Origin of the sequence: Microbacterium sp. CR_7 (assembly GCF_041954755.1) — a bacterium.
Taxonomy (GTDB): Bacteria; Actinomycetota; Actinomycetes; order Actinomycetales; family Microbacteriaceae; genus Microbacterium.
In genome coordinates, this window is the sequence record NZ_JAVAYF010000002.1 from 544,866 (window position 1) to 557,826 (window position 12,961).

General features: G+C 69.1%; 9 protein-coding genes and 2 tRNA genes. 4 read left to right on the forward strand and 7 right to left on the reverse strand.

Annotation, left to right across the window (positions count from 1 at the left end; genetic code table 11):
* Positions 1-230: 230 nt before the first annotated feature.
* Together RAC81_RS05810 and RAC81_RS05815 are read right to left on the reverse strand one after the other, a co-directional pair.
* Positions 231-319 (reverse strand) — tRNA-Ser (locus RAC81_RS05810).
* A gap of 89 nt (positions 320-408) precedes the next feature.
* A complete protein-coding gene (locus RAC81_RS05815; RefSeq protein ID WP_375081443.1) occupies positions 409-1,419 on the reverse strand; it encodes a LacI family DNA-binding transcriptional regulator in 1,011 nt (336 codons plus the stop codon).
* 124 nt (positions 1,420-1,543) lie between these two features.
* On the opposite strand from RAC81_RS05815, the gene rhaI reads away from it, so the two are divergent.
* The 3 genes from rhaI (at position 1,544) to RAC81_RS05830 (ending at position 6,307) form a co-directional block, all read left to right on the forward strand.
* Entirely contained in the window at positions 1,544-2,710 is a 1,167-nt protein-coding gene (gene rhaI, locus RAC81_RS05820) for an L-rhamnose isomerase (RefSeq protein ID WP_375081518.1), read from the forward strand.
* 38 nt (positions 2,711-2,748) lie between these two features.
* Positions 2,749-4,785 carry a bifunctional aldolase/short-chain dehydrogenase gene (locus tag RAC81_RS05825; RefSeq protein WP_375081444.1) on the forward strand — a complete coding sequence of 679 codons (2,037 nt, stop codon included), beginning with the start codon at positions 2,749-2,751 and terminating at the stop codon, positions 4,783-4,785.
* 121 nt (positions 4,786-4,906) lie between these two features.
* Positions 4,907-6,307 (forward strand): rhamnulokinase family protein, encoded by a 1,401-nt coding sequence (locus RAC81_RS05830; protein ID WP_375081445.1) that lies wholly within the window; start codon positions 4,907-4,909, stop codon positions 6,305-6,307.
* A gap of 105 nt (positions 6,308-6,412) precedes the next feature.
* Here the strand turns inward: RAC81_RS05830 and RAC81_RS05835 are convergent, their stop codons facing one another.
* Positions 6,413-8,701 (reverse strand): glycoside hydrolase family 3 C-terminal domain-containing protein, encoded by a 2,289-nt coding sequence (locus tag RAC81_RS05835; RefSeq protein ID WP_375081446.1) that lies wholly within the window; start codon positions 8,699-8,701, stop codon positions 6,413-6,415.
* Between the two features lie 92 nt (positions 8,702-8,793).
* Here RAC81_RS05835 and RAC81_RS05840 point away from each other — a divergent pair, with 92 nt between their 5' ends.
* On the forward strand, positions 8,794-9,375 hold the full coding sequence (locus RAC81_RS05840; protein ID WP_375081447.1) for a TetR/AcrR family transcriptional regulator: 582 nt from the start codon (positions 8,794-8,796) through the stop codon (positions 9,373-9,375).
* A gap of 30 nt (positions 9,376-9,405) precedes the next feature.
* On the opposite strand, the gene RAC81_RS05845 is transcribed toward RAC81_RS05840, so the two are convergent.
* The 4 genes from RAC81_RS05845 to serS form a co-directional block, all read right to left on the reverse strand.
* Entirely contained in the window at positions 9,406-10,656 is a 1,251-nt protein-coding gene (locus RAC81_RS05845; protein ID WP_375081448.1) for an LCP family protein, read from the reverse strand.
* A gap of 50 nt (positions 10,657-10,706) precedes the next feature.
* A tRNA-Ser gene (locus tag RAC81_RS05850) sits at positions 10,707-10,791 on the reverse strand.
* Positions 10,792-10,833: 42 nt separating this feature from the next.
* Positions 10,834-11,652, reverse strand: coding sequence for an HAD family hydrolase (locus RAC81_RS05855; protein ID WP_375081449.1), 819 nt, complete (start codon positions 11,650-11,652; stop codon positions 10,834-10,836).
* A complete protein-coding gene (gene serS / locus RAC81_RS05860; protein WP_375081450.1) occupies positions 11,649-12,932 on the reverse strand; it encodes a serine--tRNA ligase in 1,284 nt (427 codons plus the stop codon). The genes RAC81_RS05855 and serS overlap by 4 nt, the downstream gene beginning before the upstream one ends.
* Positions 12,933-12,961: the final 29 nt, after the last annotated feature.

Genomic DNA, 12,961 nt, shown 5'->3' on the forward strand with positions numbered 1-12,961 from the left:
GCATGGGAAGGTGAAACGTCTCCAACGACGGAGCGAATGCTTCCGGCCGTTCTGGGGATCGGCGACGCGGGATGGGGATCCCACGACAGGACAGCGTCCGCTCGCCCCCCATACACAGCGAGATACCGCATCCCCCTCACGACCCGAACGTGAGGGGGATCGCTGTTTCCCCGGGCGGGCCACCACACGCGAACGCAGAAATCCCCCGCCGAAGCGGGGGATTCTCTCTGCGGAGACGAGGGGATTTGAACCCCTGGTCCCCGTGAGGGGACTCCACCTTAGCAGGGTGGTGCACTAGGCCGGACTATGCGACGTCTCCAGGCATCCGCTCCGTGAAGACCGGATGCACCTAGCCATCGTAACGGATCGCGGAGCATGTCACGAACCGGCCGTGCGCAACGCACCGCATTACGCGTCGAGTGGTGGTCGAGTCGAGTCGCGCGCAACGAGCTCGGGCTGGAAGACGACGTGCTCGGCCGCTCGCGTCGGGTCATCGCTGTGCTCCAGCAGAATCCGCATCGCAGTCTCCCCCATGAGCCGGCTCGGCTGGCGGACGGACGACAGCGGCACCGCGGCAGCAGCGGCGAAGTCGATGTCGTCGAAGCCGATCAGAGCGGCGTCGTCGGGAACGCGAATGCCGTGCGTCAGCAGCCCCTGCAGCACGCCGAGCGCGACGAGATCATTGGCGCAGAAGATCCCATCCGGGCGATCGACGGCGGGCATCGTGGCGATCCTGTCGCCTGCAGCGCGCCCCGCCTCGACCGTCGACGCCTCCGACGACAGGGTTGCGAGCACCGCGTCCGTCCCGACGACCGCACGATGCGCGCCCCTGAGTCGATCGTCGATCTGCCTCATGTCGAGTGGACCGCCGACGAAGAGCAGTCGTCGACGCCCCGTGTCCACCAGGTGCCGCACAGCGAGGAATCCGCCGGTCTCGTCATCGACCGACACACTGCTGAAGGAGTCGTCGGCTCCGCGGCGGTCGACGAGCACGGCGGGAATGCCCCGGTCGCGCATGCGCCGCAGCCGTGGACCCGCTTCTTGATAGGGAGACAGGAGGATGCCGCGCACCCGCTGCTGCTCGAAGAGGTCGATGTGGCGTGCCTCCTGCACGACGTCCTCGTCGCTGTTCGCCAGGACGACCGACAGCCCGCGCCGCGCCGCCTCGCGCTCCGCCCCGCGGGCCAGCTCCGTGAAGAACGGGTTGCGCACGTCGAGGACGACGAGTCCGACCATGAGGCTCCGACCGGCGCGGAGCTGGCGAGCAGCGTCATTGCGGACATACCCCAGCTCCTCGATCGCCGCCTGCACACGCCGGACCGACTCCGGCTTCACGCGGTCGACGTTGTTGAGCACGTTCGACACGGTGCCGACCGAGACGCCCGCGCGATCGGCGACATCGCGAACGCTCACCGCCATCGCCACGCCCTCCTCACATCGACCCCCGTGCTGAAACTTTATCCATTCGCTCGCGAGCGGTTGACGGATGCCGCGGTCTGGCATACCTTATGAAACGATTCATCTGCACAGAAAGCGAGTGACAATGTCCGTCCTCACCCCTGACCACCTCGCCGCGCTCGAGAAGCAGGGCATCGAGCTCCCCAGCTGGGCGTTCGGCAACTCCGGCACCCGCTTCAAAGTCTTCGGCACGCCCGGCACGCCGCGCGACCCCTGGGAGAAGATCGCCGACGCCGCGCAGGTGCACAAGTACACGGCTCTGGCACCCAGCGTCGCCCTGCACATCCCCTGGGACCTCGTCGACTCCTTCTCCGACCTGCGCAAGCACGCCGAGGACCACGGGGTCGAGCTCGGCACCATCAACTCGAACACGTTCCAGGACGACGACTATAAGTTCGGCGCGCTCACCCACGAGGACGCCGCGATCCGCCGCAAGGCGATCGACCACCACCTCGCCTGCATCGACGTCATGGACGCCACGGGCAGCCGCGACCTCAAGATCTGGCTCGCAGAGGGGTCGAACTACCCCGGCCAGGCCGACATGCGCGGACGCCAGGATCGCCTGCACGAGTCGCTGCAGGAGATCTACGCCCGTCTCGGCGACCACCAGCGCCTCGTGCTGGAGTACAAGTTCTTCGAGCCGGCGTTCTACCACACCGACGTTCCCGACTGGGGAACCTCCTACGCGCAGGTCAGCGCCCTCGGCGACAAGGCCATGGTGTGTCTCGACACCGGCCACCACGCCCCCGGCACGAACATCGAGTTCATCGTGATGCAGCTGCTGCGCCTCGGCAAGCTCGGGTCGTTCGACTTCAACTCGCGCTTCTACGCCGACGACGACCTGATCGTGGGCGCGGCCGACCCGTTCCAGCTGTTCCGCATCCTCTTCGAGGTCATCCGCGGCGACGGCCTGAACAACCCCGACGTGGCGTTCATGCTCGACCAGTGCCACAACATCGAAGACAAGATCCCCGGCCAGATCCGCTCCGTTCTCAACGTGCAGGAGATGACCGCTCGCGCGCTGCTCGTCGACCGCGACGCCCTGACCGCCGCGCAGAAGTCGGGCGACGTGCTCGCGGCCAACGCCGTGTTCATGGACGCGTTCTCCACCGACGTCCGCCCCGCCCTCGCCGAGTGGCGCGAGAGCCGCGGCCTTCCCGCCGACCCGATGAAGGCCTACGCCGAGTCGGGGTACCAGCGGAAGATCGCCGCCGACCGCGTCGGCGGCGTGCAGGCCGGCTGGGGCGCCTGAGCGCCCTTCCCACGACCCTCGATCAAGGAACACGACTGATGACGAACCCCACCGCCGCCGCTCTGATCGAGCGGTCGAACCGCCTGGGCGCCGACCCGAAGAACACGAACTACGCCGGGGGCAACACCTCGGCGAAGGGCACCGAGACCGACCCGGTCACCGGGCAGCCGGTGGAGCTGCTCTGGGTCAAGGGCTCGGGCGGCGATCTGGGCACGCTGACCGAGCAGGGACTCGCGGTGCTCCGCCTCGACCGCATGCGGGCGCTCGTCGACGTGTACCCGGGCGTGGACCGCGAGGACGAGATGGTCGCCGCGTTCGACTACACCTTGCACGGCAAGGGCGGGGCCGCCCCGTCGATCGACACCGCGATGCACGGCCTGGTCGATGCGGCGCACGTCGACCACCTGCACCCCGACTCGGGTATCGCGATCGCGACGGCGGCCGACGGCGAGGAGCTGACGACGAAGATCTTCGGCGACAGGGTCGTGTGGGTGCCGTGGCGTCGCCCCGGCTTCCAGCTCGGACTCGACATCGCCGAGATCAAGGCGCATAACCCGCAGGCGGTCGGCTGCATCCTCGGCGGTCACGGCATCACCGCGTGGGGCGACACCTCGGAGGAGTCCGAGAGGAACTCGCTCTGGATCATCGACACCGCCGCGGCGTACATCGAGTCCCACGGCAAGGCCGACCCCTTCGGCGCCGTGCGCGCCGGCTTCGAGGCGCTGCCCGAGACCGAGCGCCGCGAGCGTGCTGCGGCTCTCGCCGCCACGATCCGCGGCATCGCGTCGACCGACAAGCCCATGGTCGGCCACTTCACCGATTCCGAGGTCGTGCTCGACTTCCTCGCCTCCGAGAAGGCGCCCGCGCTGGCGGCCCTGGGCACGAGCTGCCCCGATCACTTCCTGCGCACGAAGGTCAAGCCGCTGATCCTGGATCTGCCGGCCACGGCGTCGCTCGAGGAGCAGTTCGCGCGCCTGCACGAGCTGCACGCCGAGTACCGCGCCGACTACCAGGCGTACTACGACGCCCATGCGACCGCCGAGTCGCCCGCGATCCGCGGTGCGGACCCGCTCATCGTGCTGATCCCCGGCGTGGGCATGTTCTCGTACGGGGCGAACAAGCAGACCGCCCGCGTGGCCGGGGAGTTCTACGTCAACGCGATCAACGTCATGCGCGGTGCCGAGGCGCTGTCGACCTACTCCCCCATCTCCGACGCCGAGAAGTTCCGCATCGAGTACTGGGCGCTCGAAGAGGCCAAACTGCAGCGGATGCCGAAGCCGAAGAGCCACCAGGGCCGTATCGCGTTCGTCACCGGCGCGGCCAGCGGCATCGGCAAGGCGATCGCGACCCGTCTCGCTGCCGAGGGCGCCTGCGTCGTCGTCGCAGACCTCGACCTGGAGAAGGCGCAGGCCGCCGCCGCTGAACTCGGCAACACGGATGTCGCGATCGGCGTCGCCGCGAACGTCGCCGACGCGGATGCCGTGCAGGCGGCGCTGAACGAGGCCATGCTCGCGTTCGGCGGCGTCGACCTCGTCGTCAACAACGCCGGCCTCTCGCTCTCGAAGCCGCTGCTGGAGACCACCGAGAAGGACTGGGACCTGCAGCACGACGTCATGGCCAAGGGCTCGTTCCTCGTGTCCAAGGCCGCAGCCCGCGTGCTGATCGACCAGAAGCTCGGCGGCGACATCATCTACATCTCGTCGAAGAACTCCGTCTTCGCCGGCCCGAACAACATCGCCTACTCCGCGACCAAGGCAGACCAGGCCCACCAGGTGCGGCTGCTCGCGGTCGAGCTCGGCGAATTCGGCATCCGCGTCAACGGCATCAACCCCGACGGCGTGGTGCGAGGCTCGGGCATCTTCGCCTCGGGATGGGGTGCGAACCGTGCCGCGACCTACGGCGTCGCCGAAGAGGACCTCGGCCAGTTCTACGCCAACCGCACGATCCTCAAGCGCGAGGTCGTGCCCGAGAACGTCGCCGACGCCGTCTACGTGCTCACCGGACCCGAGCTCAGCCGCACCACGGGCCTGCACATCCCGGTCGACTCCGGCGTCGCCGCAGCCTTCCTCCGATGATCACGTCCCGCTTCCCCCCTCGCCGACCCACCCCTCTGCGCGCGAGCCACCCCTCTCTGAACGGCGAATACGGGGGTCGCTCGCGCACAAGAGGGTGGCTCGGCACCGATGGGGTATGCCCATGACCGTCCGCGCGGTCGCCGCCGTCGACCTCGGGGCGACGAGCGGACGCGTCGTGATCGGTCGCATCGGCGACGGACGGCTCGACCTCGAGCTCGTGTCGCGGTTCCCCAACGGACCGGTCGAGCGTGAGGACGGCCTGCACTGGGACTTCGGCGCCCTGTACGAGAACATCCTCGCCGGACTCGCGGAGGCCGTGCGCCGGGAACCCAGCGTCGAAAGCATCGGCATCGACTCCTGGGCGGTCGACTACGGTTTGATCGCCGACGGCGAGCTGCTCGCGGAGCCGTTCCACTACCGTGACGACCGCACGGCTCGCGGAGTCGTCGAGGTGCACGCGGTCGCGCCGTTCGCGGAGCTCTACCAGCGCAACGGTCTGCAGTTCCTTCCGTTCAACACGCTGTACCAGTACCGCGCGGACGCACGACTGCTCGAGGCGGACGTGGCTCTCCTCATCCCCGACCTCATCGCGTACCTCCTCACGGGTTCCGCGGTGGCCGAGCGCACGAACGCCTCGACCACGGGCCTGCTCGGCGTGACGACGGGCGAGTGGGATGCCGAGATCGTCAGCCGTCTCGGCATCCGTGCCCGCATCCTGCCCCCGCTGGTCGACCCCGGCACCGTGATCGGCACGCTGCGCCCGGAACTCGCGCAGCGCATCGGCGCGGAACTGCCGGTCATCGCGGTGGGGTCGCACGACACCGCTTCCGCCGTCGCCGCCGTGCCGCTGTCGTCCCCGCACTCGGCGTACATCTCGTGCGGCACGTGGGGCCTCGTCGGCGTCGAACTGGCCGAGCCTACTTTGACGGATGCCGCGCGCGAGGCGAACTTCACGCACGAGCGCGGAGTCGACGGCCGCTACCGCTTCCTGCACAACGTCACGGGACTGTGGCTGCTGAGCGAGACGGTACGGGCCTGGGAGGCAGAGGACGGCGCAGCGATCGATCTGCCCGCCCTGCTCGACGAGGCCTCGGCCGTCCGGGATGACGTGGCTCTGTTCGACGCGAACGACCCGTCCCTCAGCGCCCCCGGTGACATGCCCGCACGGATCACCACCCTCCTCGGCGACGACGCGCCGACGTCCCGCCCGACCTTCGCACGCTCGATCGTGGAGTCGATCGCGGCCGCGTTCGCCGCCGCGATCCGCACCGCGGTGGGGCTCACGGGTCGTGAGGTCGACAGCATCCACCTCGTCGGCGGGGGCTCGCTCAACCGCCTGCTGTGCCAGACGACGGCCGATCGCACGGGCCTACCCGTCCTCGCCGGTCCGGTGGAGGCGACGGCGCTCGGCAACGTCCTCGTGCAGGCGCGCTCTCTCGGCGCCGCCCCCGCCACGCTCGAGGAGCTGCGCGAGCTCGTCGCCGCAACTCACCCCCCGACGCGGTACACCCCGCGCGCCTGACGCTCCCTCTGCCGAGACCCACCACGCGCGTCGAGACCCACCACGCACGACGTCGCGGACGGTGGGTCTTGACGGGGGTGGTGGGCCTCGAGGCGAAAGAGCGCGTCAGCCCTGCGGCAGCGACCCCGCGTTCGCGCCGGCGAGCAGCTGCTCGATCTGCTCATGCGTCACGTCGACACCGGGGAAGCCGATGAGGCGCCCGATGGGGAACGACGCCATCATCTTCTGCATCGCCTCGTCGTTCGGCATCATGGATGCGGCCGAGGAGTCGGCGCCGGTCAGGCCGCCCATCAGTCCGCCCAGCGCCTCCATGACGATCGGACCGGCCACCGGATGCGACACCACATCTCCGATCGACGAGTTCAGGGTCAGCGGCAGCGACACCTCGTCACCCTCGACCGCGACCGTCGCCGTGGTGCGGATGTCGCGGCTCGACGCGGCCACCTCGACGGTGTAGTCACCGCCCTCGACGACCCAGCGGTCGACCCGGACGTCCCAGTAGGCGAGGTCTTGGCGGCGCACGACGAGCTCCACCGTGCGCGTCTCCCCCGCGGCGAGCGCCACCGACGAGAACGCCTTCAGCTCGCGCGGAGCCCGCTGCACGGCTGACCGCACCGGAGCGACATAGACCTGGACGACCTCGCGCCCGTCGCGGTCGCCGCTGTTCGTCACGTCGACGCGCACGGTCACATCGCCGTCGTCTGCGACGGATGCCGTCGCAGCGCCGTACGAGAACGTCGTGTACGAGAGCCCGTGCCCGAAGGGGAACGCGACGTCGAGTCCCTTGGCGTCGTACCAGCGGTAGCCGACGAGGATGCCCTCGCCGTAGCGCACGTGGCCGAACTCCCCGGGGAAGTTGCCAAAGGACGGGTTGTCCTCGAGTCGCAGCGGGATGGTCTCGGTGAGCTTGCCCGACGGGTTCACCGCGCCGTAGAGCACATCGGCGACCGCTCCACCGCCGGCCTGCCCCAGCAGCCAGCTCTCGACGATCGCGGGCACCCGGTCGGCGAACGGGAGCGCGACGACTCCGCCGTTCGACAGCACGACGACCGTGCGCGGATTCGCCTCGATCACGGCATCCAGCAGCGAGAGCTGCGCGGTGGGAAGGTCGATGTGGTCGCGGTCGAATCCCTCTGACTCCTCCGCGGCAGGCAGCCCCAGGAACACGACGGCCACCTCGGCCGTCCGCGCGGCGGCGACGGCTTCGGACCGCAGGTCCGCAGCGGAACGACCGGATGCCGCGACGGCACCGCCCTCCACTGCGAACCCCGCCGCGTACGAGACACGATCCCCGCCGACCGCGCGCATCTCGTCGAGGGCGGTGTCGACGCGCGTGGGGTTGATGAGCGAAGAACCGGCACCCTGGAAACGAGGCTCGGTCGCGAACGCTCCGATCACGGCCACACGCTGCTCGGGGGCGAGCGGCAGCACGGCATCCTGGTTCTTGAGAAGCACGATCGACCGCCCAGCCGCCTCGCGGGCGAGGGCGTGGTGGGCGTCCACGTCGAGCGGCCCCTGCACGGCATCACGCGTCTGCGCCTCGCGGACGAGGGCGATCGCGCGATCGGCGGCGACGTCGAGCACGCTCTCGTCGAGCTCGCCGGCCCACACGGCGGCGACGAGCTGAGCATCCGTCCGCCCTCCCGACGACGGCATCTCGAGATCGAGGCCCGCCGCGACGCCGGCGACGCGGTCGTTGACGGCGCCCCAGTCCGAGACGACGAGGCCGTCGAAGCCCCAGTCGTCGCGGAGCACCTGGGTCAGCAGCCACGGGTCCTCCGAGGCGTAGACGCCGTTGATGCGGTTGTACGAGCACATGACGGTCCACGGCTGCGCATCCCGCACGACCCGCTCGAAGCCGCGCAGGTAGATCTCGCGCAAGGGCCGAGGGTCGACGTCGGAGCTCGCCCGCATCCGGTCGAACTCCTGATTGTTCGCGGCGAAGTGCTTGAGCGACGACCCGATCCCCTGCGACTGGATGCCGCGTACCGAGGCCGCCCCGAGGATGCCCGAGACCAACGGATCCTCCGAGAAGTACTCGAAGTTGCGGCCGCAGAGCGGGGAGCGCTTGATGTTGATGCCGGGGCCGAGCACGACCGCCACGTTCTCGATCGCGGCCTCCACGCCGATCGCGGCGCCGACGCGCTCGACGAGTTCGGGGTCGAACGACGATCCGATCCCCACGGCCGGAGGGAAGCACGTTGCCGGCACGCTGCTGGCGAGACCGAGGTGATCGGTGGCGTCGGCCTGCTTACGCAGTCCGTGCGGACCGTCGGTCATCATGATCGACGGCAGGCCGATGCGGTCGATGGCCTTGGTGGTCCAGAAGTCCGCTCCGCTCGTGAGCGAGGCCTTCTCCTCGAGGGTGAGGTCTGATGCCGAGGTGTCGGTCATGGTCGTCCTTTCGCGGCGACGGCGGTGTCTTCCGAAAACCATACGACAGTCAGTATTGGAATCCAAACAGCATTCAGGATTAGGGTCGAGGGATGGCACGACGAGGTTCATACGCGAAGGGTGTCGCCCGGCGTCAGGAGATCCTGGAGAGCGCCCTGGACGTCATCGGTCGAACCGGCTACCGCAACGCGTCACTCAAGCAGATCGCCGAAGCCGTGGGCGTCACCCCCGCGGCGCTGCTGCACTACTTCGGATCGAAGGAAGAGCTCTTCACCGAGGTGCTCCGCACGCGCGACGAGCACGACGAGCGCGATCCCCGCATGCACGATCCCGTCGACGCCAAAGCGGCCTTCCTCGACGTCATCCGCCACAACGCCGAGGTGCCGGGCGTCGTCGAGCTGTTCTCGCGCCTGGCGGTGGACGCCGCCGACCCCGAGCATCCCGCCCACCGGTACTTCCTGGAGCGCAGCGAACGCCTCCGCGGAAGCATCGCCGAGGCGTTCCACGGCGATGCGGCCAAGCGAGCGGCGCTCGACGCGGACACGACAGCGCGGGTCGTGCAGGCCGTCGCCGACGGGCTGCAGCTGCAGTGGCTGATCGATCCGTCGGTCGACATGCCCGGCATCCTCGAAGCACTCATGGACGTGCTGTACCCGCCGACGGTCGAGCGCTGACCTCGGACCCGCGAGAGGCGCCGCCGCGGTTCAGCGGACGTTGCCGTTGGAGCAGGTCTGCTGCGCCGCCGAGTTGCCCTTGATCGAGCTCGGGAGCGCCACGACGTTGGTCGGCTCCTCGGTCGCCGGTGCGGTCGCGGCGGGGTCCGGCACTGCCGGATCCTGCGGTGCCGGATCCGCCACGACGACACCGTCGTTCGCGGTGTTCTCGTGCGTCACCTGCAGCTGGGCGTTCTCGTTGATCGCATCCCACATCGCCTGCGCGGCCGACTTGTTCGCGACGACCTTGTTCGGGTTGTCGGAATCCGTGCCGGTCGGGTACTGGAGGAAGACGATGTCCTCGAAGGGCACCGACTTCACAGCCAGGGCGATCTGCGCGATCATCGTGGGGTTGGCGAGCGAGGTACTGGTCTCCATGTTGCTCAGTCCCGTGTTCGCGAGCTTGAGCATCATGGGGAAGTTGCCGAGGGTGTCGCTGCTGATGAGCTTGCGCACGAGGCTCGACATGTACTGCTGCTGGTTCCCGATGCGTCCGAGGTCGCTTCCATCGCCGACTCCGTGGCGGGTGCGCAGGAACTGCAGCGCCTGCAGACCCTGAACCGTGTGGGTCCCCGCGGCCATGTCGAGGCCCGTGTACCTGTCCTTGATGGGGGTGGCGAGGCAGACGTCGACGCCGCCGATCGCGTTGGTGATCTCGATCACACCTCCGAACGTGACGGAGGCCGCGAACTGGATTTCCTGCCCGGTGAGCTGCGTGATCGTCTTCGCGACGCAGTTCAGGCCGCCGTCGGTGTATGCGGTGTTGAGCGGCTGCTTGCTCATCGCGGAGTGCATGTTGCCCTCGTCGTCCTCGCACGCGGGGATGCCGAGCATGAGGTCGCGCGGGAAGCTCACCACGGTGATGCGGCGCGGCTCCTCCGAGACGTGGACGAGCAGGTTCACATCGTTGAGCGTGCCCTCGGAATCCGGACCGTCGCACCGCGCGCCGAAGTATTGCGCGTACGCCTCTTCGCAGGTGTCGACGCCGGTGAGGAGCAGGTTGAACCCGCCCTTGTACTCGCCGATGTCCGGGGGAAGCTCATCCGTGCCGTCCAGTTCGACGGCGTTGGCGCTCACGGTGCTGGTCAGGTCGTAGGCGACGTACGCCGCGACGCCGAGACCGCTCACGAGGACGACCGCGAGGCCGATCGCGATGAACTTGAGGAGCTGGCTGACCGCACCCGGGGTGCGCTGCTGTCCGTGCCGTGCGAGGGTACGGCGGCGGCGGGTGTGGGGACTCACTCGGGGCCTTTCGGTTCAGCGTCTCGGTGCGGCGACACCGTGCTTCGAAGCGGAGGGTGTGGGATTCGAACCCACGAGACATCTCTGCCCACTGGTTTTCAAGACCAGCTCCATCGGCCGCTCGGACAACCCTCCCGACAGACGAATCCGCCGACAAGCCGTGAGTCTAGCCGAGTTCTATTCTCCCGCGCTGACCTGGGCAGCCGCTGGAAGCGTGTTCAGCGCGTCGGCGAGTCCGCCGTCCTCGACATCGGCCGTCGTCTCTCCCGCCGCGGCCTTCACCTCGTCGGGCGCCTGCCCCATGGCGACGGCGCGTCCGCCGAGCTCCCGCGCCCACGCGAACATGCCGATGTCGTTGCGGCCGTCTCCAGCGACGAGCACCCGCTCGCCGCCGAAGCCCAGTTGCGTGCGCACGCGCTCGAGCGCGGTCCCCTTGTCGACGCCCTGCGGAGCGATGTCGAGCCATGCCGTCCAGCCGATCGCGTACGACACCTCGTTCAGGCCCGCGTCGGCGACGAGGCGGTGGAAGTCCTCCTCGTCGTGGCCGGGCGAGACGACGACGACGCGCGAGACCGGTTCGGCGACGAGCTCCTCGAATCCGACCTGACGACCGCCGTCGAGGGTCCAGTCGTCGAGGTGCTCGGTGTAGAGACGCTGGCCGGACGCGAGCTCGACCATATACCGCGCCTCGGGCAGACGGGCGCGCAGCAGCGCGAGCACGGGTGACGCGTCGAACGTCTCGATGTGCCAGCGCTCCCACTCGTCTCTGACGCGCCGCATCGTGACGGCGCCGTTCGAGCACACCACGTACTCCGGAGTGAGACCCAGCAGGTCGACGTACCGCTCGGTGGCGTTCCAGCTGCGGCCGGTCGCGATGGTGACCTCATGCCCGGCGTCGCGCAGTCGAGCGACGGCCTCGGGCACGCCGGGACTCATCGACTCGTCCTGCAGCAGGATCGTGCCGTCGACGTCGAGACCGACGAGCCAGGAGGTCATGCGTTCGGCTCCAGCACCTCGAGCCCGCCCAGGTACGGGCGCAGCACCTCGGGCACGCGGACGGATCCGTCGGCCTGCTGGTGCGTCTCGAGCAGCCCGACGATCCATCGGGTGGTCGCCAGCGTGCCGTTGAGGGTCGCGACGGGCTGGGTCTTCGCCTGCTGGCCGTCCTCCGCCGCCGGGCGGTACCGCACGTCGAGGCGACGAGCCTGGTACGTCGTGCAGTTGGAGGTCGAGGTGAGCTCGCGGAACGCGCCCTGCGTGGGGACCCACGCCTCGATGTCGTACTTGCGCGCCGCGCTGGATCCGAGATCGCCCGCCGCCACGTCGATCACCCGGTAGGCGAGACCGAGCGAGGTGAGCATCTCCTCCTGCAGCGCGACGAGGCGCAGGTGCTCCGCCTCGGCATCCTCAGGAGTGGTGTAGACGAACATCTCGAGCTTGTTGAACTGGTGCACGCGGATGATGCCGCGGGTGTCCTTGCCGTGCGAACCCGCCTCGCGCCGGTAGCAGGTCGACCAGCCCGCGTAGCGGAGCGGTCCGCGACCGACGTCGACGATCTCGTCCTTGTGATATCCGGCGAGTGCGACCTCGCTGGTGCCGACGAGGTACAGGTCGTCGTCCTTGTCCAGGTGGTAGACCTCGTCGGCGTGCTCGCCGAGGAAGCCGGTGCCCTGCATGATCTCCGGGCGCACGAGCGTGGGCGTGATCAGCGGCACGAAGTCGTTCTGCAGCGCTTTGTCGAGGGCGAGGTTCATGAGGGCGATCTCGAGACGCGCCCCGATCCCGCGCAGGAAGTAGAACCGGGCGCCGGAGACCTTGGCGCCGCGCTCCATGTCGATCGCTCCGAGGATCTCACCGAGCTCGAGGTGGTCCCGCGGCTCGAAGTCGAACGCGGGCACCTCGCCCACGCGGCGGAGCTCGACGAAGTCGGCCTCCCCACCGGCCGGCACGCCGTCGATCACGACGTTCTCGATGCGCGCGAGCGCCTCGGACGCCTTCTCGGACGCCTCGTTCGAGGTCTGCTGGGCCTGCTTGACCCGGTCGGCGAGGTCCCTGACCTGTGCGACGAGTGCGGCCTTCTCCTCCTTCGGCGCCTTCGCGACCTGCTTGCCGAACGCATTCTGCTCGGCCCGGAGCTCCTCGAAGGCGGCGAGTGCCGCGCGGCGCGATCGATCGGCCTCGAGTGCGGCGTCGACGGTGCCCTGGTCGTTGCCACGGGCGGCCTGAGAACGGCGGACGATCTCCGGGTTTTCGCGGAGGAGTGCGAGGTCGATCATCCACCAAGTCTATGGCGAGTCCCGGGCGC